This window comes from Luteibacter sp. W1I16, from assembly GCF_050434905.1.
GTDB lineage: Bacteria > Pseudomonadota > Gammaproteobacteria > Xanthomonadales > Rhodanobacteraceae > Luteibacter.
In genome coordinates, this window is record NZ_JBNDJJ010000001.1 from 1262749 (window position 1) to 1284379 (window position 21631).

The 21631-nt window shown below is 66.7% G+C and carries 22 protein-coding genes; 18 read left to right on the top strand and 4 right to left on the bottom strand.

Annotation, left to right across the window (positions count from 1 at the left end):
• Positions 1-4: 4 nt before the first annotated feature.
• Together murA and QFZ41_RS05700 are read right to left on the bottom strand one after the other, a co-directional pair.
• Positions 5-1264, bottom strand: coding sequence for a UDP-N-acetylglucosamine 1-carboxyvinyltransferase (murA, locus tag QFZ41_RS05695; RefSeq protein WP_429197859.1), 1260 nt, complete (start codon positions 1262-1264; stop codon positions 5-7).
• Positions 1265-1321: 57 nt separating this feature from the next.
• A complete protein-coding gene (locus QFZ41_RS05700; protein ID WP_429197860.1) occupies positions 1322-1561 on the bottom strand; it encodes a BolA family protein in 240 nt (79 codons plus the stop codon).
• 176 nt (positions 1562-1737) lie between these two features.
• Between QFZ41_RS05700 and QFZ41_RS05705 the strand changes: the two genes are divergently transcribed.
• The 12 genes from QFZ41_RS05705 (at position 1738) to ptsP (ending at position 11826) form a co-directional block, all read left to right on the top strand.
• Complete coding sequence (locus QFZ41_RS05705; RefSeq protein WP_429197861.1) at positions 1738-2751, top strand: KpsF/GutQ family sugar-phosphate isomerase; 1014 nt, start codon at positions 1738-1740, stop codon at positions 2749-2751.
• A 55-nt stretch (positions 2752-2806) separates the two neighbouring features.
• Positions 2807-3355, top strand: coding sequence for a KdsC family phosphatase (locus QFZ41_RS05710; RefSeq protein ID WP_306852076.1), 549 nt, complete (start codon positions 2807-2809; stop codon positions 3353-3355).
• Positions 3352-3951 (top strand): LPS export ABC transporter periplasmic protein LptC, encoded by a 600-nt coding sequence (gene lptC, locus QFZ41_RS05715; RefSeq protein ID WP_429197862.1) that lies wholly within the window; start codon positions 3352-3354, stop codon positions 3949-3951. The genes QFZ41_RS05710 and lptC overlap by 4 nt, the downstream gene beginning before the upstream one ends.
• Before the next feature lie 25 nt (positions 3952-3976).
• Positions 3977-4495, top strand: a complete 519-nt coding sequence (lptA, locus tag QFZ41_RS05720) for a lipopolysaccharide transport periplasmic protein LptA (protein WP_429197863.1) — start codon at positions 3977-3979, stop codon at positions 4493-4495.
• Positions 4496-4499: 4 nt separating this feature from the next.
• The gene (lptB, locus tag QFZ41_RS05725) at positions 4500-5219 is read left to right on the top strand and encodes an LPS export ABC transporter ATP-binding protein (protein ID WP_429197864.1); all 720 of its coding nucleotides are present in this window, start codon (positions 4500-4502) and stop codon (positions 5217-5219) included.
• A 99-nt stretch (positions 5220-5318) separates the two neighbouring features.
• The gene (locus QFZ41_RS05730) at positions 5319-6800 is read left to right on the top strand and encodes an RNA polymerase factor sigma-54 (RefSeq protein ID WP_429197865.1); all 1482 of its coding nucleotides are present in this window, start codon (positions 5319-5321) and stop codon (positions 6798-6800) included.
• A gap of 120 nt (positions 6801-6920) precedes the next feature.
• Positions 6921-7271, top strand: a complete 351-nt coding sequence (gene hpf, locus QFZ41_RS05735; RefSeq protein ID WP_429197866.1) for a ribosome hibernation-promoting factor, HPF/YfiA family — start codon at positions 6921-6923, stop codon at positions 7269-7271.
• Positions 7272-7492: 221 nt separating this feature from the next.
• Entirely contained in the window at positions 7493-8443 is a 951-nt protein-coding gene (gene hprK, locus QFZ41_RS05740; RefSeq protein WP_429197867.1) for an HPr(Ser) kinase/phosphatase, read from the top strand.
• Between the two features lie 19 nt (positions 8444-8462).
• Positions 8463-9344 carry an RNase adapter RapZ gene (rapZ, locus tag QFZ41_RS05745; RefSeq protein ID WP_429200191.1) on the top strand — a complete coding sequence of 294 codons (882 nt, stop codon included), beginning with the start codon at positions 8463-8465 and terminating at the stop codon, positions 9342-9344.
• Between the two features lie 37 nt (positions 9345-9381).
• A complete protein-coding gene (locus tag QFZ41_RS05750) occupies positions 9382-9774 on the top strand; it encodes a PTS sugar transporter subunit IIA (protein ID WP_429197868.1) in 393 nt (130 codons plus the stop codon).
• Positions 9767-10036, top strand: a complete 270-nt coding sequence (locus tag QFZ41_RS05755; RefSeq protein ID WP_429197869.1) for an HPr family phosphocarrier protein — start codon at positions 9767-9769, stop codon at positions 10034-10036. Before QFZ41_RS05750 ends, QFZ41_RS05755 begins: the two co-directional genes overlap by 8 nt.
• A 32-nt stretch (positions 10037-10068) precedes the next feature.
• Positions 10069-11826, top strand: a complete 1758-nt coding sequence (ptsP, locus tag QFZ41_RS05760; protein ID WP_429197870.1) for a phosphoenolpyruvate--protein phosphotransferase — start codon at positions 10069-10071, stop codon at positions 11824-11826.
• Between the two features lie 288 nt (positions 11827-12114).
• Here the strand turns inward: ptsP and QFZ41_RS05765 are convergent, their stop codons facing one another.
• Both QFZ41_RS05765 and QFZ41_RS05770 read right to left on the bottom strand, forming a co-directional pair.
• A complete protein-coding gene (locus tag QFZ41_RS05765) occupies positions 12115-14586 on the bottom strand; it encodes an acyl-CoA dehydrogenase (RefSeq protein ID WP_429197871.1) in 2472 nt (823 codons plus the stop codon).
• A 54-nt stretch (positions 14587-14640) separates the two neighbouring features.
• On the bottom strand, positions 14641-15519 hold the full coding sequence (locus QFZ41_RS05770) for an alpha/beta fold hydrolase (protein ID WP_429200192.1): 879 nt from the start codon (positions 15517-15519) through the stop codon (positions 14641-14643).
• A 139-nt stretch (positions 15520-15658) separates the two neighbouring features.
• Between QFZ41_RS05770 and QFZ41_RS05775 the strand changes: the two genes are divergently transcribed.
• The 6 genes from QFZ41_RS05775 (at position 15659) to QFZ41_RS05800 (ending at position 21394) form a co-directional block, all read left to right on the top strand.
• Positions 15659-16249 (top strand): TetR/AcrR family transcriptional regulator, encoded by a 591-nt coding sequence (locus QFZ41_RS05775; RefSeq protein ID WP_429197872.1) that lies wholly within the window; start codon positions 15659-15661, stop codon positions 16247-16249.
• Positions 16250-16347: 98 nt separating this feature from the next.
• Entirely contained in the window at positions 16348-18141 is a 1794-nt protein-coding gene (locus QFZ41_RS05780) for a phosphoenolpyruvate carboxykinase (GTP) (protein ID WP_429197873.1), read from the top strand.
• A 265-nt stretch (positions 18142-18406) separates the two neighbouring features.
• Positions 18407-19342, top strand: a complete 936-nt coding sequence (locus tag QFZ41_RS05785; RefSeq protein ID WP_429197874.1) for an IS110 family transposase — start codon at positions 18407-18409, stop codon at positions 19340-19342.
• 115 nt (positions 19343-19457) lie between these two features.
• A complete protein-coding gene (locus QFZ41_RS05790; protein ID WP_429197875.1) occupies positions 19458-20045 on the top strand; it encodes an RNA polymerase sigma factor in 588 nt (195 codons plus the stop codon).
• On the top strand, positions 20042-20461 hold the full coding sequence (locus QFZ41_RS05795; RefSeq protein ID WP_429197876.1) for a hypothetical protein: 420 nt from the start codon (positions 20042-20044) through the stop codon (positions 20459-20461). Before QFZ41_RS05790 ends, QFZ41_RS05795 begins: the two co-directional genes overlap by 4 nt.
• Before the next feature lie 24 nt (positions 20462-20485).
• A complete protein-coding gene (locus tag QFZ41_RS05800; RefSeq protein WP_429197877.1) occupies positions 20486-21394 on the top strand; it encodes a DUF4097 family beta strand repeat-containing protein in 909 nt (302 codons plus the stop codon).
• Positions 21395-21631: the final 237 nt, after the last annotated feature.

The window sequence follows — 21631 nt, forward strand, 5'->3', positions numbered from 1 at the left end:
GCGATCAGCCCGGCAAACGGCGAATCTTCGCGCCCAGCACGCCGAGCTTTTCCTCGATGTTCTCGTAACCACGATCGATGTGGTACACGCGATCGACGGTGGTGTCGCCCTCGGCGACGAGGCCCGCCAGCACCAGGCACGCCGAGGCACGCAGGTCGGTGGCCATGATCGGCGCGCCACTCATCTTCGGCACGCCGGTGATGACGGCGGTGTTGCCTTCCAGGCGGATGTCCGCACCCAGGCGCTGTAATTCCAGTGCGTGCATGAAGCGGTTCTCGAACACCGTCTCGGTGATCACGCCCACGCCTTCGGCCACGCAGTTGAGCGCGGTGAACTGCGCCTGCATGTCGGTGGGGAACGCCGGGTAAGGCGCGGTCACCAGGTTCACGGCCTTCGGCCGGCGACCCTGCATGTCGAGTTCGATCCAGTCCTTACCCGTGCTGATGTGCGCACCGGCTTCCTCGAGCTTCTGCAGCACGGCATCCATGGTGTCGGCGCGTGCGCCGCGTGCGCGGACCTTGCCGCCGGTCATCGCCGCGCCGACCAGGAAGGTGCCGGTCTCGATGCGGTCCGGCAGCACTTCGTAGTGAGCGCCGTGCAGGCGTTCGACGCCTTCCACGATGAGCGTGGAGGTGCCGATGCCGTCGATCTTCGCACCCATCGCGATCAGGCAGTGCGCCAGGTCGACGACCTCGGGTTCCTGCGCCGCGTTCTCGATGACCGTGGTGCCTGACGCGAGGGTGGCGGCCATCAGGATGTTCTCGGTACCGGTGACGGTGACCATGTCCATGACGATGCGCGCGCCTTTCAGACGGCCGGCCCGCGCCTTGATGTAGCCGTTCTCCACGGTGACCTCGGCGCCGAGCGCCTGCAGGCCGCGGATGTGCTGGTCGACCGGACGCGAGCCGATGGCGCAGCCACCGGGTAACGAGACCTCGGCCTTGCCATGCCGCGCGACCAGCGGACCCAATACGAGGATCGACGCACGCATGGTGCGGACGAGTTCATAGGGGGCGACGCAGGAATTCTCCGGGCGCGGATCGATGTGCATCTTCATGCGGTCGTCGAGGACCACGCGCACGCCCATGCGGCCGAGCAGTTCGATAAAGGTGGTGACGTCGTGCAGGTGCGGCACGTTGCCGATGCTGACCGGTTCGTCGGCGAGCAGGCAGGAAGCGAGGATGGGCAGGACGGCGTTCTTGGCGCCGGAGATGCTCACCTCACCGTTGAGCGGCTGGCCGCCGCTGATCAGGATCTTGGCCATGGAGGGGGAATGCCTTGGGAAAGGGAACGGGCGGAGGATGGCCTCCGGCGCGCTGGTTCAGCGGCGGCCGGCGGCTTCTTCGGGTGTGAGGGTCTTCAGGCCGAGGGCGTGGATCGCACCGCCCATGAGGTCGCCGAGGGTGGCGTAAACGAGCCTGTGGCGGGCCAGGGGCAGCTTGCCGGTGAATTGTTCCGAGACCACTTCGGCTTCGAAATGGACGCCGTCGTCGCCACGAACTTCTACTTGCGCGCCGGGCAGGCCGGCTTCGATCAATGCCTGGATGCGCGCAGCGTCCATGGATTCTCCGGTAATGGGGGGTCGCCGCGCCGGTGAGGGTTCCAAAACGGACCCTGAACCACCCGTCGATGGCAGCGACTATAAAATGAGAATATGTAATGGTAATGGAAATCCGGTGTCGCAGAAATGGACATCCCGGGTAACCAGGGATTGCCCCACCCGGACAATGAGGTCACATGAACGCCCGCACCGCACCGCCCGCCGACGCCCTCCATGTGAACGCAGACACCGTCATCCGTAGCGCCCGCAACGTCATCAAGACCGAGGCGGCGGCCATCCGGGCGCTGGAAGCGAAGATTGACGCGGCGTTCGTCCAGGCCTGCCAGATGATCCTCGCCTGCAAGGGCCGCGTCGTCGTGTCGGGCATGGGCAAGTCGGGCCACATCGCACGGAAGATCGCCGCGACGCTGGCGTCCACCGGCACCCCGTCCTTCTTCGTCCACCCCGGCGAGGCCAGCCATGGCGACCTCGGGATGATCCAGCCGGACGACATCCTCCTGGGCATCTCCTATTCGGGTGAAACCGACGAGCTCCTCTACATCCTTCCGGCGATCAAGCGACAGGGCATCGGCCTGATCTCGATCACCGGAAACCCGCGCTCGTCGCTCGCCACGCAGGCCGATCTCAACCTCGATGCCAACGTCGCCTCCGAGGCCTGTCCGCATGGCCTCGCGCCGACCGCCAGCACCACCGCCGCCCTGGTCATGGGCGACGCGCTGGCCGTGGCGCTGCTGGAGGCACGCGGCTTCACCTCCGACGATTTCGCCCGCTCGCATCCGGCCGGCAGCCTGGGCCGCCGCCTGCTCCTGCACATCGCCGACGTGATGCACTCAGGCGACGACGTACCGCGCGTGCGCCTGGAAGCCACGCTCAGCGAGGCCCTGGTCGAAATGTCGCGCAAGCACCTGGGCATGACCGCCGTGGTCGATGCGGACAACCGCCTGCTGGGCGTGTTCACCGACGGCGACCTGCGCCGCGCGCTGGACGACGATGGCGTCGACCTGCGCAGCGCCTCCGTGGCCCAGCTGATGACCCGCGGACCCAAGACGATCGGCTCCGACAAGCTCGCCGTCGAGGCCGCCCAACTGATGGAAAAGCACCAGATCAACGCCCTGCTCGTGGTGGATGGCGACGGCCGCGCGGTCGGCGCGTTGAACATCCACGACCTGCTTCGTGCCCGCGTCGTCTGAACGACCGGGCCCCGGCGCGCTCCCGTCGCGCCGCATCGTCCCCATATAGCGAACCATGGCCTACACCCATTACACCGAGATTCCCGCCGACGTGGCCGAGCGCGCCTCCCGCGTGCGCGTGGTCGTGTTCGATGTCGACGGCACGCTCACCGACGGACGCCTCTGGTACGCCGAGGACGGCCGTGAGACCAAGGTCTTCCACGTGCACGACGGCCTGGGCCTGAAGGCGCTCGAGCGCAATGGCGTGAAGGTCGCGATCATCACGGCGCGGATCAGCCATCCGGTGTCGCTGCGCGCCGAGGAACTGGGCATCGCCCACGTCTACCAGGGCCAGAAAGACAAGCGTGCCTGCCTTGCGGGCCTGCTGGAGGCCCTGCGCCTGGCGCCCGAGGAATCCGCCTTCGTCGGCGACGACCTGCCGGATCTCCCCGCCATGGGCATCGCCGGGCTCGCCGTGGCCACCGCCAACGCGCATCCCTGGGTGGCCGAGCGCGCCCATTGGCGCACGCGCCTCTCCGGCGGCTATGGCGCCGCACGCGAAGTGGCCGACATGATCCTGGCCGCCCAGGGCAAGGCCGAAGCCGAAAGGGACCGCTGGCTGTGAGCGTGCTCAACCTGCTGAAGGATCGAAGTACCACGAGCGTTGCCGGCATCCTCGCCGTCGCCCTGGGCGCCAGCGTGCTGCTTTATTACTGGGCGGCGCCGGAGAAGAAGGTGCAGGATTTCGTCGGCCCGCCGCGCTCCGGCTACGTGCTGACCAATTTCGACCTCGATTCGTACAACGAGGAGGGCAAGCCGGCATTCAAGCTGATCGCGCCCCACCTCGAGCGCCGCGAGGGCGACGATTCGCTCTACATCAACGCCCCGGATTTCGTCCTCCCCTCGACCAAGGAGACCGACGTCCCGCCGTGGAAGGGCCATTCCCAGTACGGCTGGGTGAACAAGGACGGCAGCCTGCTCAAGCTGCAGGGCAAGGTCCACATGGAGCGGCCGGCCTTCGGCACGACCCAGGCGGCCAGCATCGACACCTCCGAGGTCACCGCCTGGCCCAAGGAGAACCGCCTGGAGACCGCCGAGGCGGCGCGGATCGTGCAGGGAAGCTCTACAATGGATGGCGTTGGCATGCGCGCCAATCTCGACACCAAGCACCTGGAGCTTCTCGATGCAGTCCACAGCACGTACCTGCCGCGCAAGCGCTAAGGCCGCCCTTCTCGCGGTGCTCGGCATGGCACTCGTGGCCAGCCTGCCCGTCGTGGCGAAGCAGTCCGACCGCAATGAACCGGTCGACGTCCATTCGAAGTCGTTCGACGGCTCGCAGCAGCCGAACGGCAAGGTGATCTGGACCACCAACGTGATCCTGACCCAGGGCACGCTGAAGATCACCGGCGACAAGGCCACGGGCTACCTGGATGCCGACAACAACATCACCCGCGTGGTGGTCGATGGCAAGCCCGCGACCATCCACCAGCTCGACGAGCAGAACGAGCCGATGGACGGCCAGGCGCTGAACATCGACTACAAGGTCGACCAGGATTTCGCCGTCCTCACGGGCAACGCCAAGGTCAAGCAGCCGGTCAAGGGCAGCGCCGAGGGCGACAAGCTCACCTACAACACCAAGGACAGCACGATGACCGGCGAGAGCAATGGCGCCGCCCCCGTGCACATGACCTTCCAGCCGAAGAACAAACCGGCCGCCGCTCCGGCGACGCCCGCGACGCCGGCACCCGACACGAAGAAGCCCTGACCCGATGCTTTCAGCCCAAGGCCTGCAGAAGCGCTTCCGCGCGCGCCAGGTGGTTCGCGATTTCGCTTTCTCCATCCGTGAAGGCGAGGTGGTGGGCCTGCTCGGCCCCAACGGCGCCGGCAAGACCACCTGCTTCTACATGGTGGTGGGCCTGATCCAGGCCGACGCCGGCACCATCAAGCTCGACCAGCAGGACATCACCGGGCTGCCCATGCACGCCCGCGCCAAGCTCGGCATCGGCTACCTGCCGCAGGAGGCCTCGGTGTTCCGGCGGCTCAGCGTGTCGGACAACATCCTGGCCGTGCTGGAACTGCGCGAGGGCATGACGCAGAAGCAGCGAGAGGACGAGCTGGAAAGCCTGCTCGACGAACTCAAGATCTCGCACATCGCCGAGCAGAAAGGCATCAGCCTGTCCGGCGGCGAGCGGCGCCGCGTGGAAATCGCCCGGGCCCTTGCCGCGCGTCCCCGCTACATGTTGCTCGACGAACCTTTCGCCGGCGTCGACCCCATCTCGGTCGGCGAGATCCAGCGCATCGTGCGTCACCTGAAGGAACGCGGCATCGGCGTGCTGATCACCGACCACAACGTGCGCGAAACCCTGGGCATCTGCGATCGCGCCTATATCCTCAATGACGGCGAGGTACTTGCGCGTGGCACACCACAGCACATTCTCGCGGACGAAAAGGTACGGGAAGTGTATCTGGGTCGTGAATTCCGCATTTGACCGGGCGGCGGTCCGGCTGACGGGCGTAGTCCGCTTCGCTGCTGGTTTGCGGAGCCCGTAAGGGGTTACGATGGATCGGGAACCCCAAGCGTCGAAGGCATGAAACCCGGACTCCAGTTTCGCCTCCATCAGCAGCTCACGCTGACGCCGCAGTTGCAGCAGGCCATTCGCCTCTTGCAGCTGTCACAGCTTGAGCTCGAGGCCGAACTCCGCCAGATCGCGGAAAGCAACCCGTTGCTGGAGTTCGCCGAGGACGCCGAGTCCGAGGTCGAGACCGCGGAAGACGCCGGGTACGAAGCGCCCGAGTTTCCTACCCGCGAAGACATCCCGGTCAAGGCATCCAAGGAGGACGAGGAGTCCACCGCCACGCCTTCCGAGGAACTCGCGCCGGAATGGGAAGACGACCGTTTCCACGGCGAGGCCGGCGACTACGCCGGCACGTCCTCGCGCAGTGGCAGCCTCGACGAGGACGGCTTCGAGCCACAGAACGCCGCGCCGGAAAGTCTCCAGCAACACCTGGAATGGCAGCTCAACCTGTCGCAGTTCTCGCCGCGCGACCACGCCATCGCCACGGCGATCATCCACGCGCTCGACGAGGACGGTTACCTGCGCGACGGCGTGGAAGCGGTGGAAGCCGCCCTGCCTTCGGAACTGCGCGCCACCGCTGACGAAATCGAGGCCGTGCGCCAACGCGTGCAGCGCTTCGATCCCACCGGCGTCGCCAGCCTCGACCTGCGGGACTGCCTGTTCTGCCAGCTCTTCCAGTTCTCGCTCGATACACCGCATCGCGAACTGGCGATCCGGATCGTGAACGAGGAACTGGAGTTGCTGGCGCGCAACGATGCCGCCAAGATCGCCCGCCGCCTCAAGGCGCCCGAGGCCCACGTGGCCGCCGCGGCAAGCCTCATCCGCAGCCTGGATCCCCGTCCCGGGGCGGCGCTGGACGCCACCCCCGTGGAATACGTGGCGCCTGACGTCTACGCCCGGCGCGAGAACGGCCGCTGGCAGGTCAGCCTCAATCCCGATGCCCAGCCCCGGCTGGGCCTCAACCAGCACTATTGCAACCTCATCGCACGCGCCCGCGGCGACGACGCCACCTGGATGAAAGGCCAGCTGCAGGAGGCGCGCTGGCTGCTCAAGAGCCTGCAGTCCAGGGCGGAAACCCTGCAGAAGGTGGCCGACGTGATCGTGCGCCGGCAGAGCGCGTTCCTCGACTATGGCCCTGAAGCCATGCATCCGCTGGTGTTGCGCGAGGTGGCCGAGGAAGTGGGCATGCATGAATCCACGATTTCCCGCGTGACCACGCGCAAATACATGCATACGCCGCGCGGCACCTTCGAACTGAAACATTTCTTCTCCAGCGGCGTGGCCACCGAGGACGGCGGCACCGCGTCCGCCACCGCGATCCAGGCCATGCTGCGCAAACTCATCACCGCCGAGGACGCACGCCGGCCGCTCTCCGACCAGGCGCTGGCGGAAGAACTCCATCGACGCGGTATTCAGGTGGCACGACGTACGGTGGCCAAGTACCGCGAGGCCATGCGTATCCCCAGTTCCAGCGAACGCGTCCGCGCCAGCTGACGCGCGCAGGGAACCCCATCGGAGGTCCACGGTCCCATAGGTTCTAGGCTAGAGGAGCGGTACCTCACCGTTCCGGTCTCGTCGCCACAAGGCGGCACCCTCAGCAAGAAGGAGGCGTCAATGCAAATCCAGATCAGCGGCCAGCACATCCATATCACCCCCGCCCTGCGTGAGCGCGTGGAACAGCAAGTCGGCCGCTTCGAACGCCTTTTCGACAACATCAAAGCCCTCGACGTGGTCCTGTCCGTCGACAAGAACGAGCACAGGGCCGGTGGCACCCTGCACTGCGCGGGCACGCGCCTGCACGCCGACGGCATCGCCCGCCTCGAGGACGACAACAAGAACGACACCATGTACACGGCGATCGACGCGATGATCGCGAAACTCGCCGACCAGCTGAAGAAGCACAAGGAAAAGCTGAAGGACCACCACAACCACGAGGTGCGCGACGGACGCGTCGCCAGCAGCTGAGGACAAGGCTCCGGGTGGAGCGGAGTGGGAAGCACACCGGTGGGAAGCGGCCTGGGCCGCGATGGGGCTTGCGGCAAGTCCCATCGCGGCCCAGGCCGCTTCCCACCTTTTTATGGGGCGCGACCAGCCCCTCTTCACCCGGGCCGCTTTCCACCCTTGTGGCACAATATGAGCAAGCCGGCCGCCCGCGTGCCGGCTTTTCTCTTCAAGGGACCCAAAGCGTGGACCGGCTCACCGCCAGACAACTCTTCGACGGGGTACACGAGCGCATGGCATTGCGCTGGGCCGCCGGCATGCGTGGGGAATCACGCGTCCTGGAGCCCAACGCCAAGCAGAGCCGGCGTCCTTCGCTGGTCGGCTACCTCAACGTGATCTACCCCAACAAGGTGCAGATCATCGGCACCGAGGAGCTCAACTTCCTCGACGGACTCGACTCGCGGCAGCGCTGGGAAGTCATCCACAAGATCGCCGCCTACCAGCCCGCCGCCCTGATCGTCACCAAGGAACAGTCCATCCCCGCCGACCTGCGCGAGGTGGCCGAGGAAACGGACACGCCGCTGTGGCAGAGCACCAAGCGCGGCCATGAACTGCTCACCTACCTGCAATACCACCTGGCGCGTACGCTGGCGCCACGAGTCACGCTGCACGGGGTGTTCCTGGAAGTTTTCTCGATCGGCGTGCTGATCACCGGCGAGCCTGCCTCGGGCAAGAGCGAACTGGCCCTGGAACTGATCAGCCGGGGCCATCGCCTTGTCGCCGACGATGCCACCGAATTCACCCTCATCGCCCCCGACGTCATCGACGGCGCCTGCCCGGAGCTGCTGCAGGACCTCCTCGAGGTGCGCGGCCTGGGCGTGCTGAACATCCGCGAGATGTTCGGCCACACCGCGGTGAAACCGTCCAAGTACCTGCGCCTGGTCATCCACCTCAAGCCGCTGCGCGAGGGCGAGGAAACCGACGCCATGACCCGCCTCACCGGCGACGTCAGCCGGCGCAACGTGCTCGATGTCGACGTGCCCAAGATCACCATTCCCGTCGCGCCGGGCCGCAACCTGGCGGTGCTGGTCGAGGCCGCGGTGCGCAACCACGTGCTGAAGGCCAAGGGCATCGACCCCGCGCAGACCTTCATCGACCGCCAGGCGCACCAGATGCGCCGTTTCTCCCCGTGGTGACCCCGTGAGCGACGAAGTCATGAGCCCCATCGTCGATCCCGATGCCATCCACCTGGTGGTGCTGACCGGCATGTCGGGAGGCGGCAAGACCGTCGCGCTGCGCGCGCTGGAAGACCTCGAGTTCTATTGCGTCGACAACATGCCCGCGGAGCTGATCCCGCAACTGGTCGCCGCGGTGAGCCAGGGTGAGCACGGTCCGCGCAAGCGCATCGCCGTGGGCGTGGACGTGCGCAACCGACGCATCGACCTCTCGCGCATGCCACACGTGCTGTCGGAGTTGTCGACTGCCGGCGTGCACGTGCACCTGATCTTCCTCGACAGCCGCGACGATGTCCTCATCAAGCGGTATTCCGAGACGCGCCGCCGCCATCCGCTCGCGGCCGAGAAGCTTTCGCTGGCCGATTCCATCGCCCAGGAGCGCAAGCTGCTCCGCCCGCTGGTCTCGATCGCCGAGAAGGTCATCGACTCCAGCGACCTCAACGTGCACCAGTTGCGGCGCCTGTTCGCCACGGGCTATGCGGCCGCTTCCGACGGCACCACCCTGTTGTTCGAGTCGTTCGCCTACCGGCGCGGGCTCCCGTCCGACGCCGATTTCGTCTTCGACGCGCGCTGCCTGCCCAATCCGCACTGGGACCCGCGGCTTCGCCCCTTCTCGGGCAAGGACCTCCCCGTCAGGGAATTCCTCGACGCGAACCCCCTGGTAGGCGAATACTATGCCGACGTCGCCCGCTGGCTCGACACCTGGTTGCCGCGCTTCGAGGGCGAAGACCGAAGCTATGTCACGGTCTCCATTGGCTGTACCGGCGGTCGCCACCGCTCGGTCTACCTGGTGGAGAAACTGGCCCAGCATTTCCGCTCGGAACGCGGCAACGTACTGACTTTCCATCGCGAGCTCGAGTGACCATGACCCAGCCCAAGCCATCACGAGACACCGGGCGATGAGCGTCGGCGTCCTCCTCATGACCCACGAAGCCGTCGGCAAGGCGCTGATTTCGGCGGCGCGGCACGTCATGCCCAAGCTGCCGCTGGACATCGACGCCGTCGAGGTGCCACCGAGCGCCGATCCCGACGTCATGCGCACGCTCACGGCGAAGCACGCCCGCGACCTCGACCACGGTGAGGGCGTGCTCGTGCTTGCGGATCTTTACGGCGCCACGCCCTGCAATATCGGCCTGTCCCTGAGCGAACTCGGCGTCCACCTGCGCTGCGTTTCGGGGCTCAACCTGCCGATGCTGCTGCGGGTTCTCAATTATTCGGAAAAATCGTTGCCCGAACTGGCCGAGATCGCGGCCAGCGGCGGCCGCGGAGGGATCTTCATCGACCATGCTTGAACGAGACATCGTGGTATCCAACCGGCTGGGCCTGCACGCGCGCGCATCAGCCAAGCTCGTCCAGCTGGTTTCAGGGTTCAAATCGACGGTCTGGCTCGTCAGCAAGGGGCGCGAAGTGAACGCGCAAAGCATCATGGGCGTCATGATGCTCGCCGCCGGCATGGGCACCTCGCTCACCGTGCGTGCCGAGGGGCCGGACGAGGAGGCCGCGCTCGCCGCCGTCGCCGACCTGTTCGACCGCAAGTTCGACGAGGGCGCCTGAGGCATGAACCACGTGCGCGAATCGGGGACCACATGAGAATCGTGTTGACCGGCACGCCGGCGGCGCGGGGCATGGCCCTCGGGCGCGCGCGCCTGGTCCAGCCGAACATCCTCGCCGTGGACATGCGGATGCTCGAGGACAAGGAAATCGCGCCGGAAGTCGAGCGGCTGCACCAGGCCCTGGATACCGCCCGTACGGAACTGCACGAATTGCGCGGCAAGCTTCATGGCGCCCTCGCCCGCGAAGTCGGCGATTTCATCGACGCGCACAGCCTGTTGCTCGACGACGAGGAGTTGCTCCGCGGCCTCGACGAACTCGTCACCGTGGGCCATTACACCGCGAGCGCCGCCCTGAAGATGCAGCGCGACCGCCTGGCGGCGGTGTTCGACGCGATGAACGACCCTTACCTCAAGAGTCGGGGCGAAGACATCGACCAGGTCATCGGCCGCGTCATGTCCGCGCTCAACCAGCAGTCCAGCCGCGAGGAACGCAAACTCGCCGCCCGTGTCGGCGAGATCGTCGTCAGCGATACGATCGCACCAGCCGACATGGCGGCGATGGCCGGCCAGGGCATGCTCGGCGTCATCGCCAGCGCGGGCAGCATCTACTCGCACAGCGCCATCCTGGCACGCAGCTTCAACCTGCCGATGCTCGTCGGTACCCGCGATGCGCTCGCCACCGTCAACGACGACGACCTCGTGCTCATCGACGCCGAGCACGGCGAAGTGATCGTCCATCCCACCGCGCAGGATCTCGCGCGCTACCGCCAGTGGCAACGCCAGGCGGCCGCGGAAGGCCGCCGGCTCGCCGCCCTGGCCACGGCCCCCACGCTCACGAAGGATGGCGCCCATGTGCGCCTCTTTGCGAATGCGGAACTGGCCGGTGACGTCACCCTCGCCCGCTCGCGCGGAGCGGATGGCATCGGCCTCTATCGCTCCGAATTCCTGTTCCTGCGCCAGCGGGGCCTGCCCTCCGAAGACGAACAGTTCGCCGCCTACCGTGACGTCGTGCTCGGCATGGGCGGCCTGCCAGTCACCATCCGCACGCTCGACCTCGGCGCCGACAAGGCGGACGCCGCAGGACTGGCCATCCGCGGCGAGGACAACCCCGCGCTGGGTGTCCGCGGCATCCGCCTCTCGCTGCGCTACCCCGACATCTTCAGCGTGCAGTTGCGCGCGATCCTGCGTGCGGCCTGCTACGGGCCGGTGCGTATCCTGGTGCCGATGATCACCCATCTGGGTGAAATGACCGACGTGCGCCGCCTGATCAAGAAGGCACGGGAGGACCTGGCCCGTGCTGGACAGGAACTGCCCGAACGGCTCGACGTGGGCGCGATGATCGAAGTGCCGGCCGCCGCGATCGGTGTCACCTCGATCCTGGAGAAGGCCGACTTCCTGGCCATCGGCACGAACGACCTGGCCCAGTACGTGCTCGCCGCCGATCGTAACAACGATGCGTTGGAAGGCATCTACGATCCACTGCAGCCAGCCTTCCTGCGCCTGATCGCCCACGTGATCGCCAGCGCGCGCCGGGCGAAGAAGCCGGTGAGCCTGTGCGGTGAAATCGCCGGGGATACCCAGTTCACCGCCTTGCTCCTGGCCATGGGCCTGGAGGAATTCAGCATGCATCCGGGGCAGTTGCTGCAGGTGCGCGACCGCCTCACCCAGCTCGACTGCGGCGCCCTCCGTCGCGCGGCACCCCGTCTGTTCCGTGCGCATTCGCGCGATGAAGTGGAGGAACGGCTGCTGGAAGTCGTGGCCCTACAGGACGGCTGCTCCGAAACCCGATAGCCGCGCCGCTTCCTGTGGGAGCCGCTCTGGTTGGGGCCCATCGCTGGAAGCCGATGGGTGGGAAGCCGCTTAAGCGGCGATGGGTGCTCGCCGTAAGCTGGCCCGCTGCCGCGGGATCGCCGACAAGGTCGGCTCCCACCGAGCACTAGGTTCGGCTCCCACCGAGCACAAGGTTCGGCTTCCACCAGGCACAAGGTCGGCTTCCCGCCAGGCACAAGGTCGGCTTCCGCCAAACGACAAAAAGGCCGCGATCGCTCGCGGCCTTTTCATTTCAAACGATGCCGTCGATTACGCGGCGCGTACCGGCTTCATCGCTTCCGCGTTGCGCACCACGTTCGCCCGCAGTTCCTCGCTGTCGAAGTCGTCCACCGCAATGAACTCGGCGACGCCGTCGCGCACGCGCTGCAGAAGCTCGCGCTCGGCGGGCGTGATGGCGCCGAGCTTCTCGGCTTCCGCCAATTGCTCGTTGTACGTGTGCGAGCGCAGCTGGCCGCCCTTGAACGCCTTGAGGAATTTGCGCTCCACCGGCTCCGCGGCGATGACGTCCGGCAGGATCGCGTTCATGCGGCCTACCGTGTTGTTCGCCGTCGGCGTGAGGTAGCTCCACGTGATGAGGCGGTCGCGAGCCTCGTTCGGAGCCGTGATCAGCGCCGCCACGCGACGTCCCAGACGATCCGACGGCGGCACCTCACGGCGGCCGAACGGGAACACCAGGGCACGTAGCAGCCACGCCACCGGACGGACCGGGAAGTTGCGGATCACGCCGTCCAGCGCCATCTGCATCTTCCACACGCACTCGTGGAACGCCCAGGCCAGCAGCGGGCGGTCCGCTTCGGGACGGCCGGTGTCTTCGTAACGCTTGAGCATCGCGCTGGCGATGTACAGGTACGAGAGCGTGTCGCCGAGGCGGGCCGACAGCTTCTCCTTGAACTTCAGCTTGCCACCCAGCACGCCCATCGATACATCGGCGCACAACGCCAGCGCCGCTGAGTAACGGTTGAGCTTGCGGTAGAAGCGGCGCGTGTAGGCATCGCCGGCCGTATCGCCGATCTTCGCCGCGGTGATGCCGAGGACGAAGCTGCGCACCGCGTTGGAGAAGCCGAAGCCGATGTGACCGAACAACGCCTTGTCGAAGGTGGCGAGGCGTTCGCGGTAGTCGGCGATGTTCAGTGCCTGCATTTCCTTCAGCACATAAGGATGGCAGCGGATCGCACCCTGGCCGAAGATCATCAGGCTGCGCGTCATGATGTTCGCGCCTTCCACCGTGATGGCGATCGGCACGCTCTGCCAGCCACGCCCCATGTAGTTCTTGGGGCCCAGGATCACGCCCTTGCCGCCATGGATGTCCATCGCGTCCGACGCGATCTGGCGGCACCATTCCGTGGCGTGGTACTTGGCGATGGCCGACGGCACGGCCGGCTTTTCGCCGCGATCGACCGCCGCGGCGGTGGCGCGCGACAACGCCTGCGTGGCATAGGTGAGGCCACCGATGCGGGCCAGCGCTTCCTCCACGCCCTCGAAGCGGCCGATGGCCAGGCCGAACTGCTTGCGCATGCGTGCATAGGCGCCGGTGGCGGCCACCGCCATGCGCGACGCGCCGGTGGCGTTCGACGGCAGCGAGATGGCGCGGCCGACCGAGAGGCACTCCACCAGCATGCGCCAGCCCTGGCCAGCCATGTGCGGACCGCCGATCAGCACGGACAACGGCACGAACATGTCCTTGGCGTGGACCGGGCCGTTCTGGAACGGCGTGTTGAGCGGGAAGTGCCGGCGGCCGATCTGCATTCCCGGCGTCTCGCGGGGAAGCAGGGCCAGGGTGATGCCCAGGTCTTCCTTGTCGCCGAGCAGCTTGTCCGGGTCGTACATGCGGAACGCCAGGCCGACGATCGTGGCGACCGGTGCCAGCGTGATGTAGCGCTTGTCGAACGTCAGGCGGATACCGACCGTTTCCTCGCCGTTCCACATGCCCTTGGTGACGATGCCGAAATCGGGAATCGACGTGGCGTCCGAGCCGGCGTAGGGGCCCGTCAACGCGAAGCAGGGGATTTCACGCCCATCCGCCAATCGCGGCAGGAAGTGGTTCTTCTGCTCGTCGCTGCCGTAGTGCATCAGCAGTTCGCCCGGCCCGAGCGAGTTCGGCACGGCGACGGTGGACGCCAGCGTCTGCGACATGCTGGACAACTTCTGCAGCACCGCCGAATGAGCGAGCGCGGAGAAGCCGAGGCCACCGTAGCTCTTCGGAATGATCATGCCGAAGAACTTGTTCTTCTTGATGAACTCCCACACGTTTGGCGGCAGGTCGGCCAGCTCATGGGTGATCTGCCAGTCGTCGATCATGCCGCAGAGTTCTTCGACGGGACCATCGAGGAAGGCCTGCTCTTCGACCGAGAGCTCGGGCTTCGGCTGGCGAAGCAGTTGCGACCAGTCCGGCTTACCAGAGAACAGTTCGCCCTCGAAACCGACCGTGCCGGCCTCCAGCGCGGTCTGCTCGGTGTCCGAAAGCTTCGGCGTCACCTTGGCGAACATCGACAGCAGCGGCGCGCTGATCTTCTTCCGGCGGAAGTCGACCATCAGCAATGGCACCGCCACGACCGCGAGCAGGACGAGCAGCACGATGGTGGTCGCCGGCGCGCCAGCGAGGAAGCCCACGACGAGGATCGTCGCCGCCGTCGCGACGGCCCACGTCTTCAGGGACGTGCGGTGGTAGGCACAGGCACCGGAGGCGATGAGCGCCGCCAGCACAACTAGGATCGCAGACATCGGTATCACCTCGTCACAGTCGGGTCGTTGCTACGTGTTTCGTGGAACGGTGGATCAAAGGGTTTCGAGGAACGTCGCGATCTCGCGCGTGAACGCGTCGTTCGCGTCGCCCGCCACCATGTGCGTGGCGTCGGGCAGGGTGACGTGGCGCGCATGCGGCACGAGACCGAGGAATTCGTCGACGGTGTGGCTGGACACGACGTCGCTGCGGGCGCCCGAGAGCAGAAGCACCGGCACCCTCACCCGCGCGGCTGCCGCGAAGAGGCGGGGCTGGTAGCGCTCGCTTTGCTGGATCGGACCGTCGAGCAGGGCCGGGTCCCAATGCCAACGCAGGCGACCATCGTCATCCTGGCGGAGCAAGGGCTTCAGCTGAGCCTCGGTCTTGCGTTCACGACGGTGCGGCAGGTATGCCTCGATCGCCGAGGCCGCCTCGTCGTAATTCGCGAAACCGCCCGGATGGGCGCGCATGAAACCGAGGATACGTTCCACGCCGGCGGTTTCCCACCGTGGCGTGATATCCACCAGGACCAGGGCCGAGAAGGGCTCCTTGCCCTCCTCCGCCTCGCCCGCGGCCAGCAGGCCGAGCAGGCCGCCCATGGACGCACCGACCAGCACCGGGGCCCGGCCATCCGCCGGACGGGCGTTGGCGGCCACCGTCAGCAGGTCGGCGACGAACTGCTCCATGTGGTAGTCGCCACGTGGCACGCGCTCGCTTTCACCATGACCGCGCGCATCGAAGGTGGTGGCATCGAATCCCAGTCCCGCCAGTGTCCGCGCCGTGCCATTCCACGCGTGGCGGGTCTGGCCGAACCCGTGCGCGAACAACAGCGACGGCGAGCGCTCGCCGTGCCAGTGCTGGGTGGCCAGCGCGACGCCGTCGAAGGAAACGAGGCTGGCGCGGGCTGAATGGACGGGGGAAGGGGTCACTACCATACGGTTGAGTATGTAGTGCATAACCGGATGCGTCAATACGCCCGCGTACGGTCATGTAACGGCTGACAAGTCAAGGTCTTATGCAACATGCGGCGGCCCTCCCAATTGCAAACCGCCGCGTCTCCGCTACCATGCGTCGATGAACGACGGTGCCAAGAACGAACGAGTCCGCCTCTCCGCCGAAGATTGGGAAGACGGCGCCCTAGCCCTCATCGCCGAGCAAGGTGTCGGTGCCCTCGCGGTCGAAGCCCTGGCGCGGCGCCTCGGCGTCACCAAGGGTAGCTTCTACTGGCATTTCCGCACCCGCGAAGCCTTGCTCCAGGCCTCGCTCGAACGCTGGGAAGAGTACGGCGAACGCGAGGTGCTCGCCGAAATCGAACGCATCCCCGACCCGCTGAAGCGGTTCCCGGAATTGTTCCGCCGCGTCGCGCACGAGTTGCAGCCGCATCGCGTGTACGCCGCGCTGCTCAAGGCGCTCGACCACCCGCAGGTCGTCCCGGTGATGTCGCGGGTCTCGCAGCGGCGCATGGAATTCCTCACGCGGCTCTACCAGGAAGCCGGCCTCGATCCCGTCGTCGCACTGCATCGCGCGCGCCTCACCTACGCCGCCTACGTCGGTTTCCTGCAGTTGAATTTCACCCTCGGCCTGCCCCGTCTCAGCCATGAGGAGTTCGACGCCTACGTCGAACATATGATCGCCACGCTCACACCGGCGCGCTCCGCCGATTGATTCTGAATGGCACGCGCGCGTTTGCTGCGCCGTGCCTTGCCAATACCAGGCAGCGCAAACTACTGTCTCCGCTTGCGTTTAACTGGAGACCACCAAGGATGCGATCGCACGGCAGTTCACTGGAAGCATTGAATCGATGGGTCGACGAGGTCGCCGCGTTGACGGAGCCCGCCTCCGTTCGCTGGTGCGACGGCTCGGAAGCGGAATACGCCGAACTCGTCCAGACGATGCTAGCCAGTGGCGACCTCCTCCCGCTCAATGCGGAGAGCAATCCCCGCAGCTACCTGCATCGCTCGCACCCGTCGGATGTCGCGCGCGTGGAACACCTGACGTTCGTCTGCACTCCGAACGAGGAAGACGCCGGCCCGAACAATCACTGGATGGCCCCGGCCGAAGCGCATGCCAAGATCGACGCGTTGTTCGCCGGCGCCATGCGCGGCCGTACGATGTACGTGATTCCCTATTGCATGGGTCCGATCGACTCGCCGCTCGCGCGCTGTGGCGTCGAGATCACCGACAGCCCCTACGTCGTCGCCAACATGCGCATCATGACCCGCATGGGCGCCCCGGCACTCGCCCGCATCGAGCGCGAAGGCCAGTTCGTGAAGGGCCTGCACTCCACGGGCGATCTCGACCCGGAGCGCCGTTTCATCATGCATTTCCCCGAGGAACTCTCGATCAAGTCGATCGGCTCGGGCTACGGCGGCAATGCGTTGCTCGGCAAGAAATGCCATGCGCTGCGCATCGCCAGCTATCAGGCGCGCCGCGAAGGATGGCTCGCCGAGCACATGCTCATCGTCGGCATCGAGAATCCCAAGGGCGAAAAGCACTACATCGCCGCGGCCTTCCCTTCGGCCTGTGGCAAAACCAACCTGGCGATGCTCATCCCGACCGAGGGCTACCGCAAGGCCGGCTGGAAAGTCTGGACCGTCGGCGACGACATCTGCTGGATGACTCCGGGAAAGGACGGGCGCCTCTGGGCGATCAATCCGGAAGCCGGTTATTTCGGCGTGGCTCCGGGCACCAGCGCCAGCACCAATCCCACGGCGCTGGAAACGCTCGGCCACGATGCGATCTTCACCAACGTGGCGCTGACCGCCGACAACCGTCCCTGGTGGGAAGGCCTCGGCAAAGGCGAACCCGTCACCGATTGGCAGGGCCGCCCCTACGATGGCGTCAACGGGCCGGCCGCCCATCCGAATTCGCGCTTCACCGTGAGCGCCAGGCAATGCCCGAGCTGGGCGCCGGAATCGGAAGATGCCGCCGGCGTGCCTATCTCGGCGATCGTCTTCGGCGGCCGCCGTCCATCGCTGGTCCCGCTGGTATTCGAAGCGAAGGATTGGGCACATGGCGTGCTCGTCGGCGCGGCCATGGGGTCGGAAACCACCGCTGCCGCGACGGGCGCCGTCGGTGTGCTTCGCCGCGATTCCATGGCGATGAAGCCGTTCTGCGGCTACAACTTCGCCGACTACTTCGCCCACTGGCTCTCGTTCGACAAGCCGGGCGCGAAATTGCCGCGCATCTTCCACGTGAACTGGTTCCGCAAGGACGCCGACGGGCGCTTCATGTGGCCGGGCTACGGCGAGAACCTGCGGGTGCTCGACTGGATGATCCAGCGCGTGGAGGGGCTGGCCAAGGGTGTGGATACGCCGATCGGAACCGTCCCCGCGAAAGGCGAACTCCACACCGATGGCCTGTCCCTGACGCCGGGCACGCTGGAGGAACTTCTCCGCGTCGACGTCGAGGGATGGCAGGAGGAACTGCGCGCCATCGGGCTGTACCTCGATGGCTTCGGCGAGCGCATGCCGGAGCGGCTGAAGGCCGAGCGTGAGCGTGTAAGCAAGGCGCTCGATGCCGCCTACGCAGGGAAGCGCGCGGCGCACGTGGCCTGACCTTGCGTTCTTACGGCCTGCCCCGACCTCGGGGCGGGCCGTGCCGCCGACAAGGTCGGCTTGTGTCTTTCCGAAGGGCTAGGCTTGGAGGTGAGAGCGGAGTGCGGCAAGCCGATGGACGGCAGTGCTGCGAGCACGTGTGGGAGCTAGGGCTGCCGCACTCCCTCCACTACAGCCCGAACAGTTGCTCGAGTCGTACCTCGAATTCACAAGCCGGGGCATGGTGGAGGTGCTCTCACTGCCGATCGTACTCCGGAGTGAAGCCATGAGCATCTTTGTAGGTATCGACGTGGGCAAAGCCACGCTGGACGTGGCCTGCCATCCCCGCGGCCCCGGCGGGCGCTTCGCCAACTCGCCCCAAGGGCACCGCGCGTTGCTTGATGCGCTGGCGCCACAGGCGGTCCAGCACATCGCCATCGAGGCCACGGGCGGTTACGAACGAGGCATTCTCGACGCCTTGGCCCAGGCCGGTTATTGCGTCACGCGCCTGGCCTCGCACCGGGCCACCGCCTACGCACGGGCCCTGGGCCACTTCGCCAAGAGCGATGCCCTGGACGCGCAGGTCCTGGCCCGCATGGCCGCCCATGTGACGCCCCAACCGTATCAAGCGCCCTCGCCCGGGCGAGCGGAACTGGCCGAGTTGCTGCGTTGCCGTCTGCAACTGGTCGGACAGCGCGATGACAACCGCCGCCGCCTGGCGCAGACCCGGCTGGCCGCGGCACGGCATGCCCTGCAGGCCATGATCGAGGCGGCCAAGGTCCAGATCGCCGACCTGGACAAGCGCATCGCCACGGCCACGACGGCGGCGGCGCCCGCGTCACGGTTGCGCGAGGTGCCCGGCGTGGGACCGGTGACGGAAGCGACGTTGCTGGCCTACCTGCCCGAGCTGGGGCGACTGTCGCGACAACAGATCGCGGCGCTGGTCGGTGTCGCGCCGTACGTCGACCAAAGCGGCCGGCGCGACGGGCCTCGACGCGTCCGCGCCGGCCGATGGGTCGTCCGACGTGCGCTCTACATGGCTACCTGGTCCGCCATCCGCGTCAAGGGCAGCGCCCTCGGCGCACGGTATCGCGCCCTACGGGCGCGCGGAAAGCTGGCCAAGGTCGCCCTCGTCGCCTGCATGCGCAGCTTCATCACCGCCATCAACGCCATCAACGCCATGGTCCGTGATCAGGTCGGCTGGCGATCTTCCGCACCTTGAGGAGCCAAAGCAAAAAGACAGTTGCTCCCACAAAGGCCGGGGCTGCCTTCCTCCTTGGCGGGCGGGCACCTTCTCGTTAAACCGTTTCCCCCTTGCCCGCATCCAAGCTGGCAAGATGAACGCCCTATGCATCGCCGCCACGTCCTTCATGCAGCCTGAGCTGCCCGCCGCCTCGTCGGACGACGACATCGTGCGCGCGGCCGTGGCCGGTGACCGCAGGGCCTTCGAAACGCTTTACCGGCGCCATGCGGATCGCGTCTACGGCGCCGTTCTGCGGCTGGCGGCTTTCGATCATGCCCGTGCGGAGGACCTGACCCAGGAAGCCTTCGTCCGCGCCTGGCAGAAGCTGGACGGTTTCCGTTTCGAAAGTGCCTTCGGAACATGGGTGTACCGTCTGGCGGTCAATGTGGCGCTGATGTCCATACGCGCCCGCAACGCCGATCCCGTCAGCATCGTCGACGACGAGCACCTGCCGGAGATCACCGACATCGACAACCCCGTCCGCGCGTTCGAGCGCGGCGAGCTGGAAAAAGCCATCGCATGCCTGCCACCGCGGGCCCGTGCCGTACTCGTGCTGCACGATGTGGAAGGTTGGAAACACGAGGAGATCGCCATCGAACTTTCGATGGCGGTGGGCTCCTCGAAAGCACAGTTGCACCGTGCGCGTGGACTGCTCCGCCGCGCGCTGGGAGATAAACCATGAACGAACTCGACTACCTGCGCCAGATGCGCTCCCTCAACCGCCCTGTCGTGCCCCATCGCGACCTGTGGACCGGTATCGAAGCCCGTCTCGACGAGGCGCCGGGCGCGTCCGCGATACGACACCGCCGGGCACGTCCCTGGCTGATGGCAGCGGCCATCGCCGGAGTCGCCGTCCTGGGTGGCGGGCTGGGCCTGCACCTGGTCTCGCCCACCGACCAGGCGGGCATGGCGGCGGGGCAGTCGTGGAAGCCCTCCGATCCGCGGCTGTCCGGCGCGGCGGTGGAACTCGACGCCGCACGCATGGAGCTCACGCAGGCCATGCAGGACTCCCCCGATTCAGCCGCGTTGCAGCGCCTGCTGCTACGCACCGAACGCCAGCGCGACCGTCTGCGCAACCTCGAAAAGCAAGCCGGCTAAACGCGAACAGCCAGGACACTACCCATGAAAACGCTATATCTCACCCCCCTGCTGCTGGCGCTTTCGATCGGCGAGGCCCTGGCCTCGACGCCGATCAACCTGTCGAAAGACATCCGCCCCAACGCGAAGATCAGCATCGAGAACGTCAAGGGCGAAGTCACCGTCACCGCCTGGGACAAGAACCAGGTGCAGGTCTCCGGCAGCCTTGGCGACGGCGCCCGCCCGCTCGAACTCGACGGCGACGACCGCAACGTGGAGATCCGCGTCGAAGGTGACGAGAAGAAGGGCAACTGGTTCAGCTGGGGCAACGACTCACGCATGCAGCCGACGATCCTCAACGTGCGCGTGCCCCGGTCCGTGGAAGTGCACGTGAACGTGGTCAGTGCCCCGGTCAGCATCGACGGCCTGGACGGCGGCAAGATCGACATCGAGTCGGTCAGCGGACGCATCCGCGCCAACGTGCGGTCGCCTCATGTCAGCATGCAGACCGTCAGTGGCACGATCGACCTCGCCGGCCGCGCTGGAGAGGCCGACCTGCAGACGGTCTCCGGCGACATCACGGCACCGAACATCGGCGACAAGGTGGATGCCCAGACGGTCTCGGGCCGCATGACCATCGGCGGCGGCCCGTGGAAGGAGGCCAGCTTCAGCACGGTGTCCGGCGACACGCAGGTCAACGGCACGCCGGCGCGCGGCGGCAAGCTCGACATCGATTCGATGAGCGGCGACGTGCAAGTCCAGCTGCCTGCCGACGCCTCGGCACGGCTCGAAGCCTCGACCTTCAGTGGTGACCTGCGCAGCGACTGGGGCAATCCCTCGCGTGGCGACGATGGCCCGGGCAAGGAACTGAAAACCACGGTCGGCGGCGGCGACGCCTTCATCCACGTCGAATCGTTCAGCGGCGATGTCCGCATACGCGGCGCCGGTCGCTAAGGACGGCGAAGGAAGCTGCCGGGTGGGAAGCGGGCTGGCCCGCGATTCGCCACCCATTTCGAGCGAGTGAGGCTTTGCATCGCATTCGGGCGAGCGGTAAAAGCCCGGCTTGATCAACTCAAAGCTTCCTTCGCGAGCAGAAGATTGAGCATCGCGGGCCAGCCGCTTCCCACCCGGGTGAGGGAGCCGTGACAACAGACGAATTCGCCCGAAGAACCTGCTTTCAGGGGCCGGCTG